The organism is Arthrobacter sp. yr096 (genome assembly GCF_900108925.1).
In the GTDB taxonomy this organism is placed as follows: Bacteria; Actinomycetota; Actinomycetes; order Actinomycetales; family Micrococcaceae; genus Arthrobacter.
Map to the genome: position 1 here is coordinate 164086 of NZ_FNYI01000008.1, position 24721 is coordinate 188806.

General features: G+C 64.2%; 22 protein-coding genes. 10 read left to right on the top strand and 12 right to left on the bottom strand.

Annotation, left to right across the window (positions count from 1 at the left end; translation table 11 throughout):
• Nucleotides 1-136 precede the first annotated feature (136 nt).
• Nucleotides 137-847 (top strand): queuosine precursor transporter, encoded by a 711-nt coding sequence (locus BMY91_RS19075; protein WP_090824784.1) that lies wholly within the window; start codon nt 137-139, stop codon nt 845-847.
• A gap of 97 nt (nt 848-944) precedes the next feature.
• On the opposite strand, the gene tgt is transcribed toward BMY91_RS19075, so the two are convergent.
• The 8 genes from tgt to BMY91_RS19115 form a co-directional block, all read right to left on the bottom strand.
• Complete coding sequence (gene tgt, locus BMY91_RS19080) at nt 945-2255, bottom strand: tRNA guanosine(34) transglycosylase Tgt (RefSeq protein ID WP_090824786.1); 1311 nt, start codon at nt 2253-2255, stop codon at nt 945-947.
• Nucleotides 2256-2302: 47 nt separating this feature from the next.
• Entirely contained in the window at nt 2303-3013 is a 711-nt protein-coding gene (locus BMY91_RS19085; protein ID WP_090824788.1) for an SRPBCC family protein, read from the bottom strand.
• 50 nt (nt 3014-3063) lie between these two features.
• Nucleotides 3064-4071, bottom strand: coding sequence for a DUF6707 family protein (locus BMY91_RS19090; protein ID WP_090824790.1), 1008 nt, complete (start codon nt 4069-4071; stop codon nt 3064-3066).
• Between the two features lie 74 nt (nt 4072-4145).
• Nucleotides 4146-4685 (bottom strand): NUDIX hydrolase family protein, encoded by a 540-nt coding sequence (locus tag BMY91_RS19095; RefSeq protein ID WP_024819523.1) that lies wholly within the window; start codon nt 4683-4685, stop codon nt 4146-4148.
• Between the two features lie 77 nt (nt 4686-4762).
• Nucleotides 4763-5371, bottom strand: a complete 609-nt coding sequence (locus BMY91_RS19100; RefSeq protein ID WP_090824792.1) for an RraA family protein — start codon at nt 5369-5371, stop codon at nt 4763-4765.
• A complete protein-coding gene (locus BMY91_RS19105) occupies nt 5368-5805 on the bottom strand; it encodes a RidA family protein (protein WP_090824794.1) in 438 nt (145 codons plus the stop codon). Before BMY91_RS19105 ends, BMY91_RS19100 begins: the two co-directional genes overlap by 4 nt.
• On the bottom strand, nt 5802-7184 hold the full coding sequence (locus BMY91_RS19110; RefSeq protein WP_218143863.1) for an MFS transporter: 1383 nt from the start codon (nt 7182-7184) through the stop codon (nt 5802-5804). The genes BMY91_RS19105 and BMY91_RS19110 overlap by 4 nt, the downstream gene beginning before the upstream one ends.
• A 155-nt stretch (nt 7185-7339) precedes the next feature.
• On the bottom strand, nt 7340-8551 hold the full coding sequence (locus BMY91_RS19115) for a PucR family transcriptional regulator (protein ID WP_177179959.1): 1212 nt from the start codon (nt 8549-8551) through the stop codon (nt 7340-7342).
• Between the two features lie 136 nt (nt 8552-8687).
• On the opposite strand from BMY91_RS19115, the gene BMY91_RS19120 reads away from it, so the two are divergent.
• The 5 genes from BMY91_RS19120 to BMY91_RS19140 are packed head-to-tail and all read left to right on the top strand — an operon-like array spanning nt 8688 to nt 16091.
• Nucleotides 8688-10019: an MFS transporter gene (locus BMY91_RS19120; protein ID WP_090824798.1), complete on the top strand. Its 1332-nt coding sequence runs from the start codon at nt 8688-8690 to the stop codon at nt 10017-10019.
• Nucleotides 10016-11638 carry a thiamine pyrophosphate-dependent enzyme gene (locus tag BMY91_RS19125; RefSeq protein ID WP_090824800.1) on the top strand — a complete coding sequence of 541 codons (1623 nt, stop codon included), beginning with the start codon at nt 10016-10018 and terminating at the stop codon, nt 11636-11638. The genes BMY91_RS19120 and BMY91_RS19125 overlap by 4 nt, the downstream gene beginning before the upstream one ends.
• Before the next feature lie 12 nt (nt 11639-11650).
• Nucleotides 11651-13057: a gamma-aminobutyraldehyde dehydrogenase gene (locus BMY91_RS19130; RefSeq protein ID WP_090824802.1), complete on the top strand. Its 1407-nt coding sequence runs from the start codon at nt 11651-11653 to the stop codon at nt 13055-13057.
• An 8-nt stretch (nt 13058-13065) separates the two neighbouring features.
• A complete protein-coding gene (locus BMY91_RS19135; RefSeq protein WP_090824804.1) occupies nt 13066-14817 on the top strand; it encodes an amidohydrolase in 1752 nt (583 codons plus the stop codon).
• Between the two features lie 8 nt (nt 14818-14825).
• A complete protein-coding gene (locus BMY91_RS19140) occupies nt 14826-16091 on the top strand; it encodes a M20 family metallo-hydrolase (protein WP_090824805.1) in 1266 nt (421 codons plus the stop codon).
• Here the strand turns inward: BMY91_RS19140 and BMY91_RS19145 are convergent.
• Nucleotides 16088-16816, bottom strand: coding sequence for a hypothetical protein (locus BMY91_RS19145; RefSeq protein ID WP_090824807.1), 729 nt, complete (start codon nt 16814-16816; stop codon nt 16088-16090). The genes BMY91_RS19140 and BMY91_RS19145 overlap by 4 nt on opposite strands.
• A gap of 74 nt (nt 16817-16890) precedes the next feature.
• Here BMY91_RS19145 and BMY91_RS19150 point away from each other — a divergent pair, with 74 nt between their 5' ends.
• Complete coding sequence (locus tag BMY91_RS19150; RefSeq protein ID WP_090824809.1) at nt 16891-17493, top strand: YdeI/OmpD-associated family protein; 603 nt, start codon at nt 16891-16893, stop codon at nt 17491-17493.
• Nucleotides 17494-17517: 24 nt separating this feature from the next.
• On the opposite strand, the gene BMY91_RS19155 is transcribed toward BMY91_RS19150, so the two are convergent.
• Nucleotides 17518-18681, bottom strand: a complete 1164-nt coding sequence (locus tag BMY91_RS19155) for a glycoside hydrolase family 76 protein (RefSeq protein ID WP_090824811.1) — start codon at nt 18679-18681, stop codon at nt 17518-17520.
• 94 nt (nt 18682-18775) lie between these two features.
• Here BMY91_RS19155 and BMY91_RS19160 point away from each other — a divergent pair, with 94 nt between their 5' ends.
• Together BMY91_RS19160 and BMY91_RS19165 are read left to right on the top strand one after the other, a co-directional pair.
• On the top strand, nt 18776-19567 hold the full coding sequence (locus tag BMY91_RS19160) for an SDR family NAD(P)-dependent oxidoreductase (RefSeq protein ID WP_090824813.1): 792 nt from the start codon (nt 18776-18778) through the stop codon (nt 19565-19567).
• Complete coding sequence (locus BMY91_RS19165) at nt 19567-20838, top strand: acyl-CoA dehydrogenase family protein (RefSeq protein ID WP_090824892.1); 1272 nt, start codon at nt 19567-19569, stop codon at nt 20836-20838. Before BMY91_RS19160 ends, BMY91_RS19165 begins: the two co-directional genes overlap by 1 nt.
• 18 nt (nt 20839-20856) lie before the next feature.
• Here the strand turns inward: BMY91_RS19165 and BMY91_RS19170 are convergent, their stop codons facing one another.
• A complete protein-coding gene (locus BMY91_RS19170) occupies nt 20857-21684 on the bottom strand; it encodes a DUF1684 domain-containing protein (RefSeq protein ID WP_090824815.1) in 828 nt (275 codons plus the stop codon).
• Between the two features lie 283 nt (nt 21685-21967).
• Nucleotides 21968-22741 carry a hypothetical protein gene (locus BMY91_RS19175; protein WP_090824817.1) on the bottom strand — a complete coding sequence of 258 codons (774 nt, stop codon included), beginning with the start codon at nt 22739-22741 and terminating at the stop codon, nt 21968-21970.
• Between the two features lie 158 nt (nt 22742-22899).
• Here BMY91_RS19175 and BMY91_RS19180 point away from each other — a divergent pair, with 158 nt between their 5' ends.
• Entirely contained in the window at nt 22900-24549 is a 1650-nt protein-coding gene (locus BMY91_RS19180; protein ID WP_090824819.1) for a sigma-70 family RNA polymerase sigma factor, read from the top strand.
• Nucleotides 24550-24721 lie beyond the last annotated feature (172 nt).

Genomic DNA, 24721 nt, shown 5'->3' on the forward strand with positions numbered 1-24721 from the left:
GTGAGAGAGCGTTGGTGGGAAGGGGGTGGGACAATGGAACCGGTGCCGGGCCGGATGCCCCACCAACCACAGTGCTAATACAGCGGGGCAGCCTCACCCAGGACGCCTGCGCAAACCACTAAGAAATGGATGACCCATGCCCTCGCCCTCAGGCTCCAGTACCTTGAGCAAGCCCGCTCCGCGTTTCGCTTCGATCGGCTCCCCGTATTTCGGCATCATGCTGGCCGTCATGGCGGTGGTGCTGATTCTGTCCAATATCGGCGCTTCCAAGGGCGTGGTGCTCGGACCGATCATCACCGACGGCGGGTTCTTCCTCTTCCCGCTCGCCTACATCCTGGGCGACGTGATGAGTGAGGTGTACGGCTTCAAGGTGGCGCGCAAGGCCATCATCACCTCGTTCGCGCTCTCGGTGTTCGCCTCGCTCTGTTACTGGATCATCATCGTGCTTCCCGGCTTCAGCGATGAGTACGGAACCGCCAAGCAGGCAGCCATCGAAGGTGCACTGGGACCCGTCCCGCAGATTGTCCTGGCCTCGCTGCTGGCCTTCCTTGCCGGGCAGACCATCAACTCCTGGATCCTGGTGAAGATGAAGGCCCGCACCGGCGAGAAGTCCCTGTGGGCACGCCTGATGGGCTCGTCGGTGGTGGGCGAATTCGTGGACACCCTGATCTTCTGCAGCATTGCGGCATCCGTCATTGGGATCACGGACGCGGGATCGTTCGTCAACTACGTCCTGGTGGGCTTCGTCTACAAGACCGCCGTGGAGTTCCTGTTCGTGCCGGTTACCGTGCTGGTGGTGGGCTGGATCAAGAAGCGCGAGCCAAGCTACGGGGTAGACGCGGCCTAGGCCCTGGGGCCCACTGGCCGAGTTCGCCGGAAACGTGTGAGATCGCCGGAAGTTTCCGCACGAACACGCACGCTTCCGGCGAACTCGACGCGGAGGGTCAGGAGTAGTACCGGCCCAAGGTCGCCGCCTTGAACTCGAAGAAGTCCCCGGACTCGATGGCCAGGCGGGCATCGTCCACCATCTTCACCACAAAGCGTTCGTTGTGGATGGAGATGAGCGTTGCCGAGATCATTTCCTTGGCCTTGAACAGGTGATGGATGTAGGCCCGGGAGTAGTTCACGCAGGTGTAGCAGTCGCAGCCATCCTGCAACGGCCCGAAGTCAGTCTTGTACTTAGCACCGGACAAGTTGAACCGGCCGAACGGCGTGTAGAACGCCGAGTTTCGGGCCACGCGGGTGGGGGAGACGCAGTCGAACGTGTCGGCGCCGTTCTCGATCGCTGTGAAGATATCGTCCGGCTCGGAGATGCCCAGCAGGTGTCGCGGCTTGTCCTCGGGCAGTTCCTCGTTGCACCAGCGCACAATCGTGCCCAGGTTTTCCTTCTCCAGCGCCCCGCCGATCCCATAACCATCAAATGGCATGGCGCCGAGGTCCTGGCAGGCCTTGCGGCGCAGGTCCTCATACTGGGCGCCCTGAATGACCCCGAACAATGCCTGGTACGGCTTGCCAACACGCGAGGAGGTCAAGGAAGCGTGCTCTTCCAAGCAACGCAGGGCCCACAAACGCGTCCGCTCCAGCGACTCCTCCTGGTACGCGCGGGAGTTTTGCAGCGTTGTGAGCTCGTCGAAGGCGAACATGATGTCCGCGCCGATCTGGTGCTGGACCTGCATGGAGATCTCGGGGGAGAAGCGGTGCCTGTCCCCGTTGAGGTGGGATTTGAACCAGACGCCGTCGTCGTCAATGTGGGCCAGGCGTTCCTTGCCCGGAGCCACAGCGTCATCAGGCCCGGAGCTGTCCACGTTCTTCATGTCGATGACCTTCTTGAACCCCGAGCCCAGGCTCATCACCTGGAATCCGCCGGAATCGGTGAAGGTCGGCCCGGACCAGTTCATGAACGCGCCCAGCCCACCCGCGGCATCGAGGATCTCAGGCCCCGGCTGCAGGTAGAGGTGGTACGCGTTGGCCAGCACAGCTTGGGCGCCGAGGTCAGCGATGGACTCGGGAAGCACTGCTTTTACAGTGGCCTTGGTCCCGACGGCGATGAACGCGGGCGTCTGGATGGTTCCGTGCGGTGTGGTGATGGTTCCGGTGCGGCCCAGGAAAGTCCCGCCGTTGGCGTCTACCTGGGCGTCCGACGGCGAGCACGTTTCAGTCAGGCGAGTGCCCACTGCGAAGGAGAATTCGGATTGCCGCTGGGACAACCCGGGCAGGGCAGGGGAGGATGCAGGAGCAGATGAGGAAGCTGGCACGCTACCTAGTGTGCCAGCTTTACCGAAGGTGACCTGCCGAGGAAACCCTAGGCCCCGTATTTCTCGGCTTTCCAGTTGTCCCACGAGGACCGGATGTCCGCCAAGGTGTGCGCCCCCAAATCGTAGGTGGAGGCAATCACCATGGAGCCGCCGTCGGGCCTTTTCTCCGGAATGGGCAGCTGCTCAGCCACAATCAGCAGTCCCTCCCCATGCTCGGCGTAACTGTGGACGGTGAGGCCAACTTGGTGTCGGCTCTTGAACCAGACTTTGCCGGAGATTTTCTCGCCCGTGGCAAGCGTGAGCGAGTACTCCTCCCCAACGGGCGGCAGATCCCCGAGCCCCAGCTTCTCAATGGCCGGGCCGCCCTTGCCGGGGAGGGAGATGAAGTGGGTCCGGCGGTGCCCATGCGGGTGCCGTTCCAGGGCGAAACGCAGCTGGTGAAGGAACGTGAGCCATCCTTGGGTGATGTCCTCGTCCCAGTCGGCCCACTCCGAATTATGGTCCAGGGCCACCCTGGTGACCCTGACTTCCGTGCCTCCGGATACTGGGTGCAGCTCAAAGACGTCGCCCCCGTTGACGGTCAGGCTCGTGTGATCGGGCCCTTCCACAACATCGGTATTGAAGTAGATCTGTTTGATTTCGGCAGTGAGATCGTCGGCCTCCCAGCCGTGCCATTGGGCCACCAACGACGGTTCACGCAGCATGGTCCAAACCTGCTGTGCATCGGCATTAACCACAACGCTCAGATTGTTCGTCATGGCCCCGAATCTACCGCCGTTCGCTCCCTCATAACAGTCTTCAAGCAGCGTTAGGCGCGCACCGCTTCGAGCTCATTGCCGATCCTCCGGGCCAGCTCTTCCTCGCCGATGGTCTTTGAGCCGCCGTGGGCGCGCAGGAACATCAGCGCTTCCAGGCGCAGGAACCGCCATTCGCGCTCGGCTTCGTGGTTGCCGTTATCGATTGCGCGGAAGATTTCCTTGTCATACAGATTGGGTTCGTTGAGCGAGCGTTGACGGACCCTTGCATTGATCCGGGCCTTGAAGGGGTCTTCTTCCTGGGACTCGGGTGCGCGCAGCAATTTCTCGTAGACGGCAGCGCGCTCCGCTTGGCCGGCTTCGCGGCAGATGAAACTGGACAGGGCCAGCCCCCGTTCGATCGAGGCCCAGCGGTCCAGATTGCCGTCGAACGGCAGCACGTTCAAGAGGTCCGCAACAGCCAGCGCGTGGTCGGGATCGCGCAGCACAATGCAGAGGTCGAAGGCGAGGTCGCTGAGGTCCCGGAGGCAGCTTCCGGATTTGGTGTTGATGCCCTTTGCCAGCCGCTCCGACAGCACGTGGACGCCGCTCTGGCCCTTGTGGTTGGCCGCGGCAGCGCGCACCACGGCTTCGGGGGTGCCGTCCGGCTCGGGGATGAGGGCCAGCTCTTCAGCGCTCGGTCCGGTGTACGCGGGCGGCGTTTGCGGACGGGGAGGAACGACGACGGCGGGCCCGGCTTGCGCGTCGGCGTCGCCATCGGCTGCGGTGCTGGCGCCGGTGTCGGATTCGGAGGCTGCGGATTCAGGAGAAGTGGGTTCAGGCGTCTCGTGGCTCGCAACGCCGTCGCCCACAGGAACACTGGACCCGACGGCGATCCGCACCGTGCCGCCGTCGACCATGGTCACCAGCAGCAGCGCTGCCACGCCGTAGTCGTCGTTGAGCACCTCGATGGTGCGGATTTCCTCGGCCGGGCCGTCACCGGGCGGGAAGACAAAATCTCCGGGCTGCAGGTCCCCAGCCTGCTTTTCTTTGTACTGCTGTGTGGCTGGGCTGTGAGTCATCGGAAGTCCTTTGGTTCTCTTGGGGTCCGCCGTCCAGTCTACAAAGACCGGCTGGCGCGGGGGCAGGAGACCCGCTAGAGAACGATGCCCGAGAAAGCCAGTGCCTGCCGCACGAGGTTCCCCCGGCCGCCGTCGAATTCCTGCTGGACGTTCTCGCTCAGCACCTCTTGAGGAGTCATCCACGTGAGTTCCAGTGCATCCTGGCGCGGTTCACATTCGCCGGTCACGGGGATGACGTAGGCCAGAGACACAGCGTGCTGCCGGTCGTCGGTGAAGCCGGTCTGTGACGGGGCAGGGAAGTATTCGGCCACCGTGAAGGGGACGGGGCTGATGGGCAGCTGTGGGAAAGCCAGGGGACCGAGGTCCTTTTCCATGTGCCGCAGGAGCGCTGCGCGGATGGTCTCGCGGTAGAGAACACGGCCGGAGACGAGGTAGCGCACCATATTGCCGTCGGCGTCGCCCTGCAGGAGCGTGCCAACTTCATTCACATACCCGAGCGGATCCAGCCTGACCGGGACAGCCTCCACGTAGACCATGGGGAGTCGGCCGCGGGCTTCGAAGAGGTCCTCATCTGAAAGCCAGCCTGGATACGGGTCGGGTGTACGTACGCTCATGGTTAAGTTCTACCCCATCCCCAGCCGAACTTCCTTGGAGGCGTCCCGGTGGCTGGGTGGTTACGCTCTCGGCGGTATTAGACGGCCAGAATGGACTCGAGCGGCTCCCCGGATGCTATGCGGGCAAGGATTGCCGGCTCCGCCGCGTCGGATGCGAGCGCTTTCCCCAGCACCTCGCGCGCAGCTTCCGGGGAGAGAATGATCAGCCCGTTGTCGTCGCCCAGGACCAAGTCTCCGGGGTTGACCTCGACGCCCCCGCAAGGCACGGGCACATTGACGGCGGAGCCGCTCCCGTACAGCCGTTTGGTGGTGAGGCACGATGTTCCGCGGGCGAACACCGGCAAGCCGGTCTGCCGTAGTTCCAGAACGTCCGTAGCCACGCCATCAACCACGACGCCGGCAGCACCTTGGGCGAGCGCCGCGGCTGCCGTGACGGCCCCCACGGGCGCATGCCGGTGGTCGCCGCCCATGTCCACCACCAGCACATCGCCGGGACGGAGCGCCAGGAGCGCGTGGTTCATGGCAATGGCGTCGTGGTCAGCGATCCGGACAGTCACGGCGGGTCCCGCGATCTTCACGTTGTCCAGCAACGACTGGATGGCGGGGGAGACGAAGCCGTCCTCGAGGAAGTGCCCGATGGTGGGGTAGCTGACATCAGTGAGGTCCTGCACGAGTGTTGGGCTCACGGGGTTACCTCCGGCTTCTGGGCGGGGACCTTCTGTGCAGGGACATTCTGTGCAACGACAGCCACGCATTCAATTTCCAGGGACACGCCCCACAGGCTCACGCATACGGTGGTCCGGGCGGGTTTGGCGGTGCCGAAGTACTCCACATACACGCGGTTGTACTCCTCAAGCTGGTCCTGGCTGGTCAGGTAGGTGTTGACCTTGACCACGTGTTCAAGGCTGGACCCTGCGGCTTCCAACACGCCCGCGAGGTTCTGGATGGTTTGCCGGACTTGCCCTTCAAAGGTGTCCGGCTGGTCATCCAGGCCCGTGATTGCGGGGATCTGGCCGGAGGTAAACACAAAACCGTTGGCAATGACCGCCGGGGAAAAGGGCCCGACGGCGGGCGCCTGGCCGGGGATGCCGGCCAGGCGCTCGATGGTGCTTGGGCTCACTTGGCTGCCGCGGTTTCTGTTGAGGCGGAACCGCCGGTGGCCGCTTCTGCGGGTGCCTCATCCACGGCGTCGATGTTGCCGTACCGGGTTTCGGTCAGCAGGAAGAGTGCAACCAGGGACAGTCCTGCTGCAGCCATGATGTACCAGGCAATCGAGGAGCTCTGGCCCGTCATGCCCAGGAGCCACGTGGTGACGAACGGGGTGGCGGCGCTGCCCAGGAGGCCGGACAGCATGTAAGCCACGGACAGGCCGGAGTAGCGGACCTTGGATCCGAAGAGCTCGGCCAGGAAGGTTGCGATGGGGCCGTAGTTGGCGCAGAACGCGGTCATCATGGCCAGGTAGGCCACGAACAGCAGTGCCACCGATTTGGTGTCCATGAGCCAGAACATCGGGAAAGCGAGTAGCGCCTCGGCTGCCACGCCGGCGAAGATGATGGGCTTGCGGCCGAACTTATCGGAGAGCTTGCCGAAGAACGGGATGAGGAACAGCCCCAGGATGCAGGAGGCCAGGACCACCCAGAGCATCAGGCTCTCGGAGTGGCCCAGTTCCTTCTTGCCGTAGGAGACACCGGAGGCCACCAGCAGGGTGAACGTGCTGCCCGTGGACAGGGTGGCGACGCCGCCCAGCACAACCTGCTTCCAGTACTTGGCCATCAAGGCGGCGAAAGGCATTTTGGCCTTGGCGCCGGCGGTCTTCACTGCCTGGAAGGACGGGGTTTCCTCGATGTGCAGGCGGATGTAGATGCCCACAGTGACCAGGAGGACCGATGCCAGGAACGGGATGCGCCAGCCCCAGGAATACAGGGCTTCAGTGCTGACGGTGGAGGCCACAATCAGGAAGGCGACGTTGGCGATCAGGGTGCCGGCCGGAACACCAACCTGCACCAGTGAACCGTAGAAGCCGCGACGCGCCGGAGGGGCGTGCTCAACAGTCATCAGTACTGCACCACCCCATTCGCCGCCGAGGGCCAGGCCCTGGATAACGCGGAGGAAGAGCAGCAGGAGCGGCGCCATGATGCCGATGCTGTTGTAGTCCGGCAGCAGGCCAATGGCGAACGTTGCCGCTCCCATGGTCAGGAGGGAGACCAGGAGCATGGACTTGCGCCCCAGCCTGTCACCGAAGTGGCCGAAGATGATGGCGCCCACCATGCGGGCAATGTAGGCGGAAGCGAACGTGCCGAAGGCCAGCATGGTGCCGACGATCGGGTCAAAGCTGGGGAAGAAGATCTTGTTGAAGACGAGGGCCGACGCTGTTCCGAACACGAAAAGGTCGTACCACTCGACGGTGGTGCCAATAACGCTGGCGAGGGCAATCTTGCGCATCTTTGCCAGGTCCAGCCTGGATGGTGATGCGGAGGAAGTATCTACCGTGTGGGCCATCTGATTCTCCGGATGGGGTGCGGGGACGAATGTCCGGTGCAAGGTAGCTACAACTATGGTGTGTGCCCGATCACACCATCAATGGCATTAATTCCAGCAAAAGGCGGCCAGGAATGTGGAAACTCACACCGGGCGCCGCTGTGGCCGCGAAAGCGCTACGCCCATGCCACCACCAGGCGGGCCGTCTTAGCGGGAACTGCAAGGTCGATTCCTGTCAGCTCCTGGAAGCGGTTGAGCCTGTTGAGGATGGTATTGCGGTGACAGAAGAGTTGCTCGGAGGTGACAGTGACGTTGCCGGTGTTCAGGTAGTTCCGAACGGTTTCCAGCAGGCGTTCGCGCTCGCCGCCACGGCACTCGGCCAGGGCTTCTTCGAGTTCCGCGGCGAGGTCCAGGCCGGCGTCCTGCAGGTTTTGCTGGGCCAGCCGCGCCCAGGCTGAATCAGCTGACAAGGGTCCAGAGTCGCGTGGCCGCAGCAGCGCGGCGAGGCTCTCGGCGGTGCGGGCGGCTCCTGGAAGGGCCCGCAGTCCAAGGACCTCGGGCACGTAGCCACACGGGACATCGACGACGCCGGGCGGCAGCTGCCGGCCCTCGGCTTCAGGGCTGCGCGTCTCGCCAAGGGGCTCAGCACCCCGTGTCCGAACAGCAGGCAGCGCCCAGAAAACGTACGTGTTGCCGCCGGACTCGTGCAGGAACAAGCGCTGCCGGGTGTGCTGCCCCGATCCGAACTGGGACGTTGCGGCGCGTAGTCGGGCACCGGGTTCGCCGCTTGCAGCCACCAAGGCGAAGCGCGATTCGGGGTTGATGCCCAGTGCCGCAGCTACCTGGGAGGAGGTTTCCAAGGATGGGCTGCTCTGGTTGAACAGGCGTGCGATGAACTCCCGTTGGATGCTGGACTCCTCCTGCGCCATCCTGACGCGCTCGGTCAGGTAGCTGGTGTGCGTCCGGGTGGCGAACTCGTCCACGACGCTCCACACCTGGTCCACCCGGGTGGCCAGCAGCGCGGCATCCTCGGTGTGGGCGATCTCCAGCAATTCGGCCCAGAGGATGCTGAAGTCCAGGCGCACGGCAGAGGTGAGGGACTCTGGTGGAATGCCGGCCCGGGCGCGCTTGGATCCGAGGTCGGAAGCGAAGTCCAGCAGGCCATCGCGGCTGTCCGTCTTGCCGTTCCTGAGGCCGCTGATCAGCCGCCGGAAAGTCTCCCGTGCGGTCTCCTGAATTTCCAGGACCGTCACTTGGCTTTCGCCGTATTCGGGGATTTCGCGGACCCTGGTGGTGAACGCCTGCGCCAGGGTGTCCAGCCTGCCCTCAAGCTCGTCCACCAACTCGGCCCAACGAACAGAATGCCCGGATGTCTCGGAATTGTGCATCCACACATTCTAGCGCCATGATTCCGTGACGGATTGCTAGTTTTTTTGGGAAAAACTACTGGCACTATGGATTGAGTCACACAAATCTGCCCGGGCACTCCCAACGTCCGGTCCCGTTCGCACTCATGGAGCAACTATGGCAAGCACCGTCAGCGGAGCCACGGACGCCAGTCCCACGGCAGCACGCGTCGTCGATGAAAGCGTTACCAAGAAGGTGGCCTTGGCTGCCCTCGTGGGCACTGCGCTGGAATGGTACGACTTCTTCCTTTTCACCACAGCCGCTGCGCTGGTGTTCAACGCACAGTTCTTCGTTTCCCAGGACCCGTTCGTGGCTGCCATGGGATCCTTCGCCACTCTGGCGGTCGGCTTCGTCGCCCGCCCGATCGGTGGCTTCATCTTCGGTGCCCTTGGAGACAAGGTTGGCCGCAAGAAGATCCTCATGGTCACCATCGTGGGCATCGGCATTGTCACCGGCCTCATCGGTCTTCTGCCGAACTACATGACCATCGGCTTGGCAGCCCCCATCCTGCTGGTGGCCCTTCGCATTGTTCAGGGCCTGGCCGTGGGCGGTGAGTGGAGCGGCGCGGTGATTATCGCCGTCGAGAATGCTCCCGTGGAAAAGCGCGCACGCTACGCTGCCCTGCCGCAGATCGGTTCCCCCATCGGCACCATCCTGTCCTCCGGTGGCTTCTTCGGCATGCTGTTCCTGGTGGGCCAGAGCAACTTTGACGCCTGGGGCTGGCGTATCCCGTTCATTGCCGCCATCCCGCTGCTTGCCATCTCATTGTGGATCCGCAGCCGGCTCAGCGAATCACCCGAATTTGAAGCCCTCATGGAGTCCGGCGAGACCGAACACGCTCCCATTCGTGGCGTCCTGAAGAACAGCTGGCGCCAGATCCTGGTGGGCATGTGCTCGGCGTTGCTCGGCATCGGTGGCTTCTACCTCATCACCAGCTTTGTGGTCTTCTACGGCACCAAGGTTCTCAAGCTGCCCTCTGAACTCTTGCTCCTGGGCACCCTGCTTGCTGCAGCGCTGGAGATCGGCGCCCTCATCTGGGCCGGACGCCTGGGCGAGAAGTTCGGCGCCAGCAAGGTCATCCTGTGGGGCGGCGTAGCCTCGGCCATCATCGCGGTCCCCGTCTTCCTGGCCATCGACAGCCGCAACCCCGTGCTGGTTGTCCTGGGCATGATGATCGGCGTCGCCGTTCTCTCCATCCCGTACGCCGTTTCCGGCACCGCGCTGACTGCCCTGTTCGCTACGAAAGTCCGGTACACCGGCGTCGCCATCACCTCCAACACCGCAGGAGTCATCTCCGGCTTCGTGCCGCTGATCGCCACCGCGCTGGTGGCCGCCAACAACTCCTTCTGGCCGGGCGCCATCATCCTGCTGGTTGTGTCCGTACTGACCGCACTGTCCGGTCTGTTCCTCCCCGCCCTTTCCATCAAAGAAGAAGGAATGAAGCATTGAGCACCACTACCGCAGGTCACTTGATTGTTGGCCAACTCGAACGGGCAGGCATCAAGCGTGTGTACACCGTTCCCGGCGAGAGCTTCCTCGACGTCCTTGACGGGCTGCACGGCTCGCCCATCCAGAATGTGGTGGCCCGCCAGGAAGGCGGTGCCGGGTTCATGGCACTCGCCGAAGGTCGCCTGACCGAGCTCCCCGGTATCGCCATGGTGACTCGTGGCCCGGGCGCTGCCAACGCCTTCATCGCCATCCACACCGCTTACCAGGACGCTACTCCGCTCATCCTGTTTGTGGGTCTGATTCCGGTGGCCGACCGGGGCCGCGAGTCCTTCCAGGAATTTGATATCAACGCCTGGTTCGGCAGCACCGCCAAGAAGGTAGTGACCCTCGACGACGCCGCTTCCGCCGCCCGCGTGGTGGACGACGCCATCTTCACAGCCCTCAGTGGACGCCCCGGCCCCGTGGTGATCGGCCTCCCGGAAGACGTGTTGGTGCACGTCGTGGAGAACGCCACGGTGGAACCCCGCAAGGTTGCCCGGCCTGAGCCAGCCCCCGCGGACCTGTCAGACCTCACCCAAAAACTGGAGAAGGCACGCAAGCCGCTCATCGTCGTCGGCGGTGAAGGCTGGACGCAGGAGTCCGGCGAGCAGCTGGCCGCCTGGGCAAGCCGTAACAGCATCCCGGTGGTGGCTGACTTCCGCGCCTACGACGCCGTCCCGCACCGCAGCGACGCCTACGCCGGCTTCCTGGGCTACGGCCGCAGCGACGCCAACGCCCAGCGCCTGGACGACGCCGATCTGATCGTCTTTGTTGGCTGCGTCCGCGGCGACGTCCTCTCCGATGGCTACAAGCGCGGACTCGACGCCGAAACCGTAGTGGTCAACGCCGACGCCAACCTCCTGGGCCACTTCGGCCGTGTGGACCAGCACATCATCGCGGATGTCACGGCCTTCGCGGTGTCGCTCCCCGCCACCTCCGTGGCGGTCAACCGCCAGGAGGGCTGGTTCGCCAGCGCCCGCGCCGATCAGCTCGCGTTCTCCACGCCCCAGCCCGACGGCGGCATCGGCGTCGACTTGGGCGTCGCCATGGAGGTCCTCAAGAAGGAGATGGCCGACGACGCCGTCCTCACGTTCGGTGCCGGAAACCACGCCCTGTGGCCCGCCAGGTACTTGGACCACAACTCGGCCAACTCCCTGGCCGCTCCGCGCAACGGCGCCATGGGCATGGGTATCCCGGCAGCCGTGGCAGCCTCGCTCGCTTACCCGGGCCGTCAGGTCATCTCCGTGGCCGGCGACGGTTGCTTCATGATGAACGGACAGGAGATCGCCACGGCCATGGGCTACGGCGCTGCGTTCATCGTCCTGGTGGTGGACAACGGCATCTTTGCCACCATCCGCGAGCACCAGGAAGCGCACTACCCGGACCGCCCGTCCGGCACGCACATGACCAACCCGGACTTCGCTGCCCTCGCCCGCTCCTACGGTGGCTACGGCGAGCGGGTGGACCGCACGGAAGACTTCGCAGCCGCGTTCCGCCGCGCAGTGGACTCCGGCCTCCCGGCCCTGCTGCACCTGCCGCAGGACCCCACCACGCGTTCGCCCAAGACTTCAACAAACTGACCGGAGCCTCCTGTGATTCAGCTTCAGAACATCATCAACGGCCAGTCCGTGGACGCCACGGCCAGCCTGCCGTTCTTCGACCCCGCCACGGGCCAGCAGATCGGCACCGCACCGGACAGCGACGCGGCCGCCGTCGACTCCGCCTTCCAGGCCGCTGCCGCAGCTTTCAAGAGTTTCAAGCGCACGACGCCGGGAACGCGTCAGTCGCTGCTGTTGCAGCTGGCGGACCTCATTGAGGCGAACGTTGACCGTTTGCTCGAGGCCGAGGTTGCCTGCACGGGCAAGCCTTCCGCCCTCACCAAGGAGCTGGAAATCCTGCGCGGCGCGGACCAACTGCGCTTCTTCGCCGGGGCGTGCCGGGTGGTTTCCGGTACGGCGCAGACCGAGTATGTGGAGGGTTTCTCGTCCACCATCCGGCGGGAGCCCATTGGCGTGGTGGCCCAGATTACGCCGTGGAACTACCCGTTCATGATGGCCATCTGGAAGATCGGTCCGGCCCTCGCTGCTGGCAACACCCTGGTCCTCAAACCTGCCGACACCACCCCCTGGTCCACTGTGGTCCTGGGCGAACTCGCACAGCAGGTCTACCCGGCCGCCGTAGTGAACATCGTGTGCGGCGGCCGCGAAGCCGGCGCTGCGATGGTGGACCACGACATCCCGGAGATGGTGTCCATTACGGGCTCCACCCGGGCCGGTGCGCAGGTCATGTCTGCGGCGGCCAAGACCCTGAAGGACGTGCACTTGGAGCTTGGCGGCAAGGCGCCCGCTGTGGTGTTTGCCGACGTCGATATCCAGCGGACTGCCAGCGAAATCGCCCTGGCCGCCTTCTTCAACGCCGGGCAGGACTGCACAGCGGTGACCCGCGTACTGGTGCACCAGGACATTCATACGGAGTTCGCAGCAGCCCTGGCTGACGCTGCTTCCGCGTTGAAGGTTGGAGGATCCGATGCGGATCTTGGCCCGCTCAACAGTGCCGCGCAGTTGGAGCGGGTAGAGGGCTTCATGTCCCGCCTGCCCGCCAACGCCCGCGTCCTGTCCGGCGGCAAGCGCACCGGAACGGGCTTCCACTTTGAACCCACCGTGATCGACGGCGTGTTCCAAACAGACGAGGTGGTGTGCGACGAGATCTTCGGCCCAGTGCTGACCGTCCAGGCGTTCGCCACCGAGGAAGAAGCGATCGAACTCGCCAACGGCACCAAGTACGCGCTGGCCTCCAGCGTGTGGTCCGAGAACCATGGCGTGGTGACCCGCGTATCCAACGAGCTCGACTTCGGGGCCGTCTGGATCAACTGCCACCAGGTGATCCCGGCCGAAGCCCCGCACGGCGGGTTCAAGCATTCAGGCACGGGCAAGGACCTCTCCGTCTATGGACTTGAGGACTACACCCGCATCAAGTCCGTCACCACGTCCCACCGCTAGAACCTGATATGAAACTCGACCTCCTCCTGCGGAACGCAGAGATCATCACCATGGATCCGGCCCGCCCGGTGGCCGGCTCGCTGGGCATCTGGCAAGGCCGCATCGTGGGCTTGGACGAGGACCTGGATGGCTTGGATGCTCTTCAGGTGCTCGATCTTGGCGGTGCCACCGTCACTCCCGGCTTCATCGATGCCCACTGCCACACCACGTGGTTCGGGCTTGGCCTGGCGGAGCTGGACGTGTCCGGTGCCCGCGGCCTGGAGGAGCTTTATGGGCTGCTTCGGGGTGCTGTTAGCAGCGCCGGTGCTGTTACCGACGGCGACGACGCCGAGGGCTGGCTTTTCGCTACTGGTTTCAGCCAGACCCAGCACGGCGGGTCCTTTCCGGACATCGCCGAGCTGGACCGCATCACGGGGGAGCGGCCGCTGTTCATGCGGCACAACTCCGGGCACATGGCCGTGGTCAACACAGCCGCGTTGCGCCTGGCAGGTGCGGAGTCGCCGTCGTTCCCGGATCCCGACGGCGGAGCGATCGTCCGCGACGCAGCGGGACGTCCCACGGGACTGGTCCAGGAGACGGCCCAGGAACTGATCCAGCAGCTGATCCTGCCGTACTCGCTGGAGGACATCGAGGCCGCCCTTGAGAGGGCCACGTTGTATTACGCCTCCGAGGGCATCACGAGTTTCACCGAGGCCGGGGTGGGCGGCGGGTGGATCGGGCACAGCCCGGCCGAGCTCGCTGCCTACCAGAGTGCCTCCGCCAACGGCCGCTTGCATGCCCGGGCACAGGTCATGCCCGTGCTCGATGTGCTGCATGGCCTGGGCGGTCATGCTTCTGACAGTGTTGGTGAAGCCCCGGCCGGACTGGATCTTGGCATCACCAGCGGCTTCGGGAATGAGTACCTGTCCTTGGGCCCTGCGAAAGTGTTCCTGGATGGCTCGCTCCTGGGCGAAACCGCAGCGGTGAGCCACGAGTTCTGCAGCCACGGGCATAAGGACAACCGGGGCAACGTTGGCTACTTCCAAGCGGATCCGGCCCAGTTGCGGGAGCGCATCGAGGCCGCCTACGCCGCCGGATGGTCCATCGCGGCGCACGCCATCGGGGACCGGGCCGTTGACCTGGCCGTGGATATCATCACCGACTGCCAGGCCGTGTATGGGCAGCGCCGTTTGCCGAACAGGATCGAGCACGCCTCCATGACCCGCCCCGAGCAGCTGGCGAGGCTCGCGGACGCGGGAATCGCCGTGACACCCCAGGCAAGTTTCTTCCGTGAGGGTGGGGACGGGATGACCGCGTCCCTCGGGCCGGACCGTTTGCCGTGGGCCTACCGGGCAGCCAGTTTCCTGGGCGCAGGAGTGATGCTCGCGGGAAGCTCGGACCGTCCGGTTGCCGATGGGAACGTGCTCCGCGGCATGCAGGCGTTCGTGGACCGCAGGACCGGGTCCGGGGCTGTCTTCGGGAACCCGGCCGAGCGCCTCACCCCACACCAGGCACTCGCCGCGTACACGTCCGGAGCCGCCGCAGCAACGGGGTCCCTCAGCGAGAAAGGCACCCTGACGCCGGGCAAGCTTGCCGACTTCACCGTCCTGTCCGCCTCACCGCTGACGGCACCTGCCATCAGCGAACTCCACGTCCTGGCCACCGCCGTCGGAGGCCGTTTTACCTACCAATCAACCCACTTCCGCGCGGAACCTTCCTCGGAAAGTCCGTACGCTTCCCGTGTTTCGGCGGGCCGTGTATCAGCAACCCAAAGCTCATAGGGGAGACCATGACCATCACCACCAGTTTCACCGCCCAGGACACCGCGTTCGTGCAGGACTTCCGCACCATGAGCGCCTTCGGTGCCACGGAGAACGGCGGCGTGGACCGCCAAGCCGCAACCATTCCCGACGGCGAGCAGCGCCGCTGGCTCGCAGGCCTGCTTGAGGAGCACGGCTTCACGGTGAAGTTCGACCACGCCGGCAACCAGTGGGGCCTCTACGAAGCCGTGCCCGGTGCGCCCTACGTGGTGGTGGGCTCGCACATGGATTCACAGCCGACGGCGGGACGTTACGACGGCGCGTATGGTGTCCTCGCTGCTGCCCACGCCGCGTTCCGCTTGGCCGCCCGCTGGGAAGCCGGCGCCACGGCACCCACGTTCAACCTCGCCGTCGTCAACTGGTTCAACGAGGAAGGCAGCCGCTTCAAGCCGTCCATGATGGGCTCGTCCGTCTACACCGGCAAGCTGGAACTCCAGGACGCCCTCAACACCAAGGACGCCGCCGGTGTCACCGTGCGTGACGCGCTGGACGCGATCGGCTGCCGCGGAACGTATGAGGGGCCGGAGGCCGCATATTGCGCCGAGATCCACATCGAACAGGGCCGCAGCATGGAGCGCGACGGCTTCACCATCGGCCTTGTCAGCTCCAACTGGGCCGCCAACAAGTACGAGTTCGTGGTTCACGGCGAGCAGGCACACACCGGTTCCACGGTGATAGCGGACCGCAAAGATGCCCTGCTCGGGGCCTCGATGCTGGTGGTTGCCGCACGCGAACTCGCCGACCGCTTCCCGGGTGTCCTGCACACCTCGGTGGGTCAGCTCAACGTGTACCCCAACTCGCCCGTGGTGGTGCCGTCCCGCGTGAACCTCCTGCTGGACCTACGCAGCGCCGACGAAGCCGTCCTGGCCGAGGCCGACTCCCTGCTGCACGCCCGCATCACGGAGATCGAACAGCTGGCCAACGTCACCGTGGAGAAGAACCACTCACACTCCTGGGCCGTCACCCCGTACCAGCCCGAAGGCGTGGAACTCGCGGCCAAGGTTGCCGCGGATCTGGGGCTGTCCAACAAGGAAGTGATGACCCTGGCCGGGCACGATTCCACCAACATGAAGGACATCGTTCCCACCGTGATGCTCTTTGTTCCCAGCGTTGATGGCATCTCCCACAACGAGCACGAATACACCACCGACCAGGACATCGTGGCCGGACTCACCATGCTCACCGAGGTTGTTGCCCGCCTGTGTGACGGGGCGCTGGAGAACCAGCCGAACTAGCTCGCTTGCGGTGCTGGCGTCGATCGGGGCGAACTTTCCACCACGATCGACGCCGGTGCCGCACCGCCCGCGGCATCAGGATTGGCGATATACAGGACGTCCTCGCTGATCCGGGACTCAATTTTCGCTGACCTCAGGCGGTCCAGCAGTGGCTCCAGCCCGCCGTCGTACTCAAAGGCGAGATCGCCGTTGATGGCATCCGCGCCGTGGATGACGCGCAGGATTCCGCCGTTCTTGGTGGTAAATGTGGCCGATTCGTCGTCCGAGGTCCGTGGCCGGGCGCCGATGTTACTGAGCGCGTTGGCTGCCAGGCCCACTAATGGGCTGATCCAGGTGGCCACCACAGTCACGGCGGGGTGGGCCGCTGTTGACGTAGCCCAGGTGCCATCAGTGGCTCGTTCGGCGGGGAAAGCGAAAAACTCAAAACCGTCGTCCGCAGAAATTTGCACGGTGGTTCCGTCCGGGCCTTCGTGGAGTTCTGCCTGGGTGCCGGCTTCCTCGGTACGACGGGCAAACTCCTCCAGATTCCCCGCTTCAACAGCAAAGACCGTGGAGCCGTCCAGCGGGTGGCCGTGATCCACGGCGCCCAACGCGAGGCGACCGGAACCGGCGTCGAACTCGCGCCAGCTGCCCTCATTCACGGTGGTGACCAGCCCCAACGCGTGCAGGACCGCGGACCACTCTTCGGGACGGGACGTGTAGTGGATGGGGCGGGATCGCAGCATTGCTCCTCCTGGGTTTGTCAGGGTTTCTGCGTTTCAGCCTATGCCGTATCTGCCCTTCACAGCAGAATGAATCCATGCCCATTGAGCTTGAAGAACTTCTTGTCCGTGACGGTGCCGAATGGCGTTCCTGGTTGTCGGCGAACGCAGCAACATGCCCCGGAGTGTGGCTGATCCTGCACAAAAAGGGCGGGGATGTTACGGGGCTGGACTATGACGCGGCCTTGGACGAGGCCCTGTGCTTCGGCTGGATCGACGGTCAGGCGAGGAGCCGCGACGCCGGCAGCTACTTCCAGCGCATGACGCCGCGAGGCCGCAAGAGTATCTGGTCCGTGCGGAACGTGGGGCACATCGCCCGGCTGGAGTCCGAAGGCAAGATGACCGACGCAGGCCGTGCCGCCGTCGCGGCCGCCAAAGCGGACGGCCGCTGGGAGGCTGCCTATGCAGGCCCTGCCGATTCCGTCGTCCCGGATGACCTCGCGGCAGCCATCGCAGCCGTTCCTGAGGCCCAAGCCATGTTCGACGTCCTGACTTCCCAGAACCGCTTTGCGCTGATCCACCGCACCAACGGGGTCAAGCGCGCCGAGACGCGCGCCCGCAAGATCGCCGGATTCGTGGAAATGCTAGCCCGCCACGAAGCCCCGTACCCACAGAAGAAGCGCCCCGCGTCCTCCCATTAGGGGCCACCTCGCGCTCGGGGACACCTACAGTGTTGCGGCTGCCTCGAACGTCATCCACGCCTGCAGTTGGGTGGAAAGTTCGACGGCGGCACCTGGCGGATACGTTTCGCCCGCCGGCCGCAGTGGGTTGGGGGAGAAGATAAAGGGGGCTTCAGCCGGGGCTTTGCTGCGCTGCAGTTCCGGTGCTTCGCGGCGGCTCGTCCAGAAAGCCGCAGCCGTAGTGCGCACCAACTCCCGGGCCGTCTCCCGTGCGTCCGTGGGAAGTCGCGGGTCCCGTGCAGCCAATGCCAGGTACCGGACCAGGATTCCGGTGAAGAGCCCGCCGTCGCCTGTGCCGTCGCCGTGGATGACCCGGGTGCCCGGAACAGCTAGTTCGCGGGCAACGGACTTGACCAGGTGTGCGGCCCGTTCCAGGTTTTCCGGGCCGCCCAGTTCCAGCAATGCCCCCAGCACCGGCCCCTGGTTGTAGGTGTAGATCGCCTCTTCCAGGATGGTCTCGCCATTCCTGATCCTGAGCCCGTCCTGGTACACGCCGCGTTGGGGGTGGAGAAGCTTGGCATTGAGCCAGGTCACCAGTGACTGGGCCCGTTCCCGGTGATCCGTCCGCGCGAAGTACAGGGCAACCGGGGCTGTGGCGGGGGTGTTCTTGAAGTCGCGCTGGGTGCTCCAGAACGTCCCTCCGCCCAGATCGTCCGTGGAAGCTGAATCGAATTGCAGCGTCAGCTTCTTGCGTACGTAGGCGTTGCGCCTGCGGCCCGGATGTCTGGTCTCTTCCGCCAGCTTTTCGAGCCTGAGGGTAGATAAGGCGAGCCAGGCCATGTCGTCGTAGAAGTGGTTCTCAAACCGGAACAGGTTCCGCAGCCGGATGGTGGTGACCAGGCGGGAAGCGAGCCGGCCCGCACCGGGACGGGAGCCGCCGTCGAACTTTGTTGTGGCAGCCAGTTCGCGGCGTCCGGCGTCCACCAGGCAGTCGACGTAGTGGGCCTGCCACCAGTAGTGCCAGGGGCCGAAGAGGCCCTTGACGGTGTTGCTGGGTACTGAGACCGCGCCGAGGTGCGTGCCGGGCAGGAAGAGCAGCCGACGGCCGAAAGTACGGGTCACCGAGCGGGCCGCCTGATTGGCGCGGGCCGCCCATTCCGCGGCATCGGCGGCGGCTGGTTGCGGGCTGGCGGCTTGATGAACGGACATGCAGCCAGCCTATCCGGGCAGGTGCGGCGTGCGCTGGCTCACAATTCCAGTTAACATGCATTAACGGATTTGAGTTCTGCATCAAGGAGGATGGATGGACATCAAGGGTACGGTCGCGCTGGTCACCGGTGGAGCGTCGGGTTTGGGGGCTGCCACTGCCAAGCGTCTGTTCGACGCCGGAGCCTCGGTGGTGTTGGTGGATCTGCCGCAATCGGCGGGCGAGGCGTACGCGGCAGAACTGAACGCCGGTGGTCACGGTTCCCGGGCGGTCTTCGCGCCCGCTGACGTGACCAACGAAGCCCAGGTCCAGGCCGCTGTTCACGCCGCAACCTCCCTGGGGCCGTTGCGGATTGTGGTGAATTGCGCCGGTATTGCAACCCCAGGGAAGGTCCTCGGCCGTGACGGCGTACTGCCGCTGGAGACGTTCAACAAAGTCATCCAGATCAATCTGGTGGGCACTTTCAACGTGCTCCGGCTTGCCGCAGCGGCCATGGTGGAAACCGAGCCCGTGTCCACTGAACTGGGAGGGCCCGAGCGTGGGGTCATCATCAACACCGCCTCCGTTGCCGCGTTCGAGGGCCAGATCGGGCAACCTGCCTACGCGGCGTCGAAAGGTGCCGTTGCCGCGATGACCCTTCCGCTGGCACGCGAGTTCGCGCGTTCGCTGATCCGGGTGGCCACCATTGCGCCGGGCATCTTTGAAACACCCATGATGGCGGGACTTCCCCAGTCCGCCCAAGATTCCCTGGGCCAGCAAGTACCGCATCCAGCCCGCCTGGGCCGTGCAGCCGAGTATGCAAACCTGGCGGCCCACATCGTGGAGAACGCCATGCTCAACGGTGAGACCATCCGGCTTGATGGCGCCATCCGCATGGGACTCAAATGATGGGCGACTACAGTGGCGGTTCGCTGCCCTCCGGTTCGGCGGCTGCTGCGCCGGCATCAGTCGAAGGCCTGCCTACCGCCGACTTTTTTGATTTCGAGTCCCTGCTGAGCGTTCAGGAGCAGCGCAAACTCAATGAACTCCGGGCCTTCCTGGCAACGGAGATCGCTCCCTACGCGGGGCAATGGTGGGAGAAAGCCGAATTCCCGGAACACATCCTGCCCAAGCTCGCGGCGCTCAGACTGAGTGCGCCGGCCCAGCGAGGCTACACCCACCTGTTCGCCGGCCTGGTCATCGCCGAGATGACCCGCGTAGACACCTCCATTGCTACGTTCTTCATGGTCCACCACGATCTCTTCGTGGAGTCGCTGTACGACTTCGGCAGCGACTCGCAACAGGACCGCTACCTTGACGACGCGTCCAACCTCCGAACCACCGGAGCTTTCGCACTCACCGAACCGAACCACGGATCCGATGTTGCAGGCGGCATGGAAACCACCGCGCGTCGGGTCGTGCGGGCAGAGCACGACGGCGGTGACTACTGGGTGATCAACGGTGCCAAGCGCTGGATTGGCAACGGGACGTTCTGCGATTTCATGCTGGTATGGGCCAAAGACGAAGCCGACGGGGCCGTGCGGGCGTTCATCGTTGACGCATCCTTGCCGGGCGTCAGCCGGAGCCGCATCGAGAACAAGATTGCCCTGCGAACGGTGCAGAACGCCGACATTGTGTTCGTGGACGTCGAGGTAGCCGAGGCAGATCGATTTGCCGGAATCAGCAGCTTTGCGGACACCAACCACCTGCTGCGGGGTTCCCGGATCATGGTGGCTTGGCAAGCTGTAGGCCAGCAATTGGCGGCGTTCGATGTCGCCCGGCAGTACGCCGTGGAACGGATGCAGTTCGGCAAACCACTCGCCAAGTTCCAACTCATCCAGCAGCACTTGGTGGACATGCTCGGAAACGCCGTTGCCAGCATGGGGATGATGGTCCGGATAGCGCAACTGCAGGAAGGAATCCATACCGATGCCCAGGGCGTACGGCACGGGGGCGCGGACATGGCACAAGTGGCGCTGGCCAAGGCTTACTGCAGCGCCCGGATGCGGGAGACAGTGGCTTTGGGACGGTCCATCCTGGGCGGGAACGGAATCGTCACCGACTACGGGATTGCCAAAATCTTTGCTGACGCCGAGGCCATCTACACCTACGAGGGCTCGTACGAAATCAACTCGCTCATTGTTGGCCGCGCGGTGACCGGGGTTTCAGCGATCACCTAGGCCGCGGGAGTCTCAGGCCTACTCCTGAGGGAGTTTTTCGCCGGCCTCCACCCGAACGTCGATCGAATTGCCCCGGACCGGCATGGGGCACGTTCCGTAAGGAGTGAACGCGCTGGGGTAGTTGATGCTGCGGTTGAAGTCGATCACCACGGAACCATCGGGGCGTGGGCGGGGGATGAACACCTTGCGCCACTCATCCGTGGTGTCGCCGTTGGTTTCATCGTGGAAGGTCACATTGAGGGCGCCCAGTTTCTCCTCCTCGGCGTGGAGCCGGATGTCGTGCGGGATGCCCGGTACCTGGAAAACTACCTCGCCAACGGAGCGATGGACCCCGTCCACCAAGGGGTTGGCCGTTCCGATGGGTACCTCCTGGGGCTCTGCGTAGGCCTCGAACCTGCCTCCGATAATCCAGTCAGGGTTGAAGTCGTACGTCGGTACGCCGTTGAACTCCGTCAGCACGGGAGAACTGTCGTCCCGGGTGCGGACAGCGTACTTATCCGCACGCATGGCGAGTTCCACCACCACTTGTTTACCGTCCGAACCACCGTATTGGACCCACATCAGGGACTCTTCGTCTTCCAGGACGGCGGTGACTGTTCCTTCCACCTTCGCGCCGGTCTCAACGAAAGTGAGACCGTCGGCAGCGCTCGCCGTGAGAGATGCGGTGGTGCCATCGGTAGACCATAGCCCGGGAACGAGTTCCAGCTCCGTGGGGTCCGCCTCAAGCCATTGGAAGGACGTCAGCGTCAACCAGCCGTGTCCGGTGGAGAGGGCAGCATTCCGACCGGTACGGAACCGTTCCCAACGGGCCAGCTGGGCGTCGGTTGCGGTGGTGGGCGAGCTCATGGGTCTCCTCGGCTGTGGTCACGTCAGTTCTCGATAGTTGCACTTGCCTCAACTATGCGCCGTACGTGGGCATTCCCCGAATCCGCGGTTCGTCATGGCAATCCGTGGTTCCTCATGGAGGAGTCGGTGGAACGGCTCGCGCCGGCCCTCAAAACATGCCAGCGCGAGCCGTGATTTGATCAACGGCACCAACGGGGCAGGCACTTGATGCCGCACCCGCCATTGCCGGTCAGCTAGTGAGTGTCATCACCATGCGGTTCGTGACGCAGTCGGCGCAGCTTTCCTAATTTGTTGCGGAGGAAGAATCATGAGGCGCGGATGCCGTGGCAGCGGCGGCCGACGGAAGAGGATAGAACTTGGTGCGTGCGGGGCTCAGTGCGCCGTCACCCAGGGCTTCCACGGCGATCTTGCATCCTATGACCCGGGAGATGTTGCTTTGGCTGAGGGGAAAAAGAACGTGGATAGCCGAGTTTTGGTACATGGCCATCGCGCCGGTTCCGTCCAGCTGACCATTGACGGCCTCCCCGATCCGGGCCAGCAGCGTCCAGCAATGGTTCTGGCTGTTATGGGGGCTTGCTATCGAGATGATGGCCAGAACCAGCGTTCCGGGCCGCTCGGACCCTGACGTGGAAATCTCGTGGATACGCCGCCGAAAGTGGGCCTGGGTAGCCAGGCCCGTGTAGACATCCGTGCACGATAGTGGTGGTGCAGTTTCCATTGCTTCCGCCCAACCTTCGGCAAGGGACTGCAGAGCTTCGACGTCCACGGTCTCTCCCGCGGCCGTGAAGAGCGCGCGGAAGTCAGTCATGGTCTCGGTGATGCTGACGCCATTTCTTGCGCGGGCAGCGCCCAGCGACTTGGCGGTGGGTGCTGGAACCGTGGCGCTCGTCTCCAGGGATGCCACCACGGTCCGGACTTCCGGCAGGAACCAATCCGCATGGAACCGCCAACCTGTCTGATAGCTGGTGGTTTGCCATCGACGCAGCAAAAGGTGCCGCGAGAACGTGCATTCTGCGAGTGATTTTCTCCGGAACGATGTCATATCCGAAAAGTGCATACCAGCACTGTTTCGTGACGACGCTGCCCCGGGATTGGCTGGAAAAGAAGACTTCCAGCGTCTTTGTTCAAGACATTGTACAAATCGCGTCACGACTCGCTGCCTGCACTCACTCCATAAACATGGGCAGGATTACTTACGGTTTCGGGATGCCATAGATGGCACACGGATCACATGCGAGCCGCGATGCAGAAGGTGACACCGGCAGCGATCGTCACCTCATCGAGCTGGTCAGGGGCGGGGACATGTCCGCCTTCGACGGACTGTATGGGCGCCATTTGTCCATTGCTTACACCGTGGCAAGGCGGAATGTCGACAACCTGAGCGACGCCGAGGATGTTGTGGCTGAGGCTTTCCAATCCGTGTTGCATAGCATTGTTGCAGGGAAAGGGCCGGGCGCGTTCTTCAGGGCGTACCTATTGTCCACCGTCACCCGGCTGTCCCATCAACGGAATCGAAAAGCAGGCAAGGTACTGGCCAGCGGTGACGATTCTGTTCTGGATCAAACAGTGCTCGAGTCGGACGCCGTCATCAGCGCCTTCGAGTCACGCACAGTGGCCAAGGCATTCCACGCTTTGCCGGAACGCTGGCAGGCCGTGCTCTGGTACATGGACGTTGAGCGGATGAAGCCGGCGGCCGTGGCGCCAATTCTTGGTCTGACCCCCAATGCGGTTTCTGCGCTCGCTGTCCGTGCTCGCGAGGGCCTGCGACGCCAATACCTGCAGAGCCACGTCGCGGATCAGGCGGACGGCAAATGCGCCGAGTTCGCTTCCAAGCTTGGCAGCTTCCTCAGGGGTGGGTTGTCCAGCGCCGCTGAACGCAAGGTCCGCAATCATCTGCACGGCTGTTCCATGTGCACAGCCGCACTTGCCGAGCTCAACGATGTCCAGGGAAGCATGCGGGCAGTACTCCTGCCGCTGGTGACAGGAATCCCCCTGGCGATGTGGGCTGGTAAAGGTGCTGCGGTGGGCCTCCTGGGTGGGATGGCCCCGGCCAAAGTGGCGCTGGCAGTCCATGCCTTGGCTCAGCCGGCCGTCATGGCGCTCTTCGCAGCCGCAGGGGTTGGGCTGATGCTGGGAGCGGGGGGAGCTGGAGAGGTGCAGGTTCCGGAAGTCTCCACGGAGCAGCGGGCAGTGGAGACAGCCGCGGCGCAAGGGGAAAATGGCTTGGAGCTGGCCACGCCGGCACCAGCTCAGACGGGTGCCCCGGCCCCGGCTCCGGTGGCCCCGATGCCCGCTGAGTCAGCTTCATCGACGTCCGTGCCGCCACCAACCGAGCCCTTGCCAGCGCTTGAGGAGCAGTCTGAGACCCTTGTCCCGGCACCGGAAGAGCCTTTGCCACCGCCCGGAGTGCTGCCTGAGCCGACGATGACAACGCCTGCCCCCGTTTCTCCACCGGCCAAGACGCCTGCACCGGTGCCTTCTGCCGTTCCATCAGCGGCCACCGCGGCAACAATCTCCGGGTTCGTAAGGGAGAACCGTGGCAGAGGAGATTCCAGCGGTACCGCTATGGAAATCGACTTCGCGGCCTCCGGCACTGGGCCTTTGGGCAGTGGCAAGGCCGTGTTTTCGGTTGAAGGGCATGCACGCATTCTGGAGAGTTCACTGCGTGTGCCCGATGGTTGGGCATGTTCCATGGAAGGGCAGTCCGTTGTCATGTGTGTCACGGACTCGGTGCAGCGGGGCAGCCTTCACTTTCATGTGACCGCGGACTCCGGACGCTCCAAAGATGGCGGCGTCCTCAATTATTCCTTGAGCGGCACAGGGCTTGTCCCGGGCCAGTTCGAATACCAGTACCAAGCCCAGTAGGAGGAAAGGTCCGCGTCACGATCCCGCGGCCCTCACCACTATGTCAACGGCGATTATGTCAACGGCATGTCCGGAAAGTCGGGGGTGACCTCCTGCTCCACCACGTGCATCGGCTCCACGTTTGGGACTACGTGGGCTTAACCCGCGAGTCTCATGGAAGACCAGCATTGGG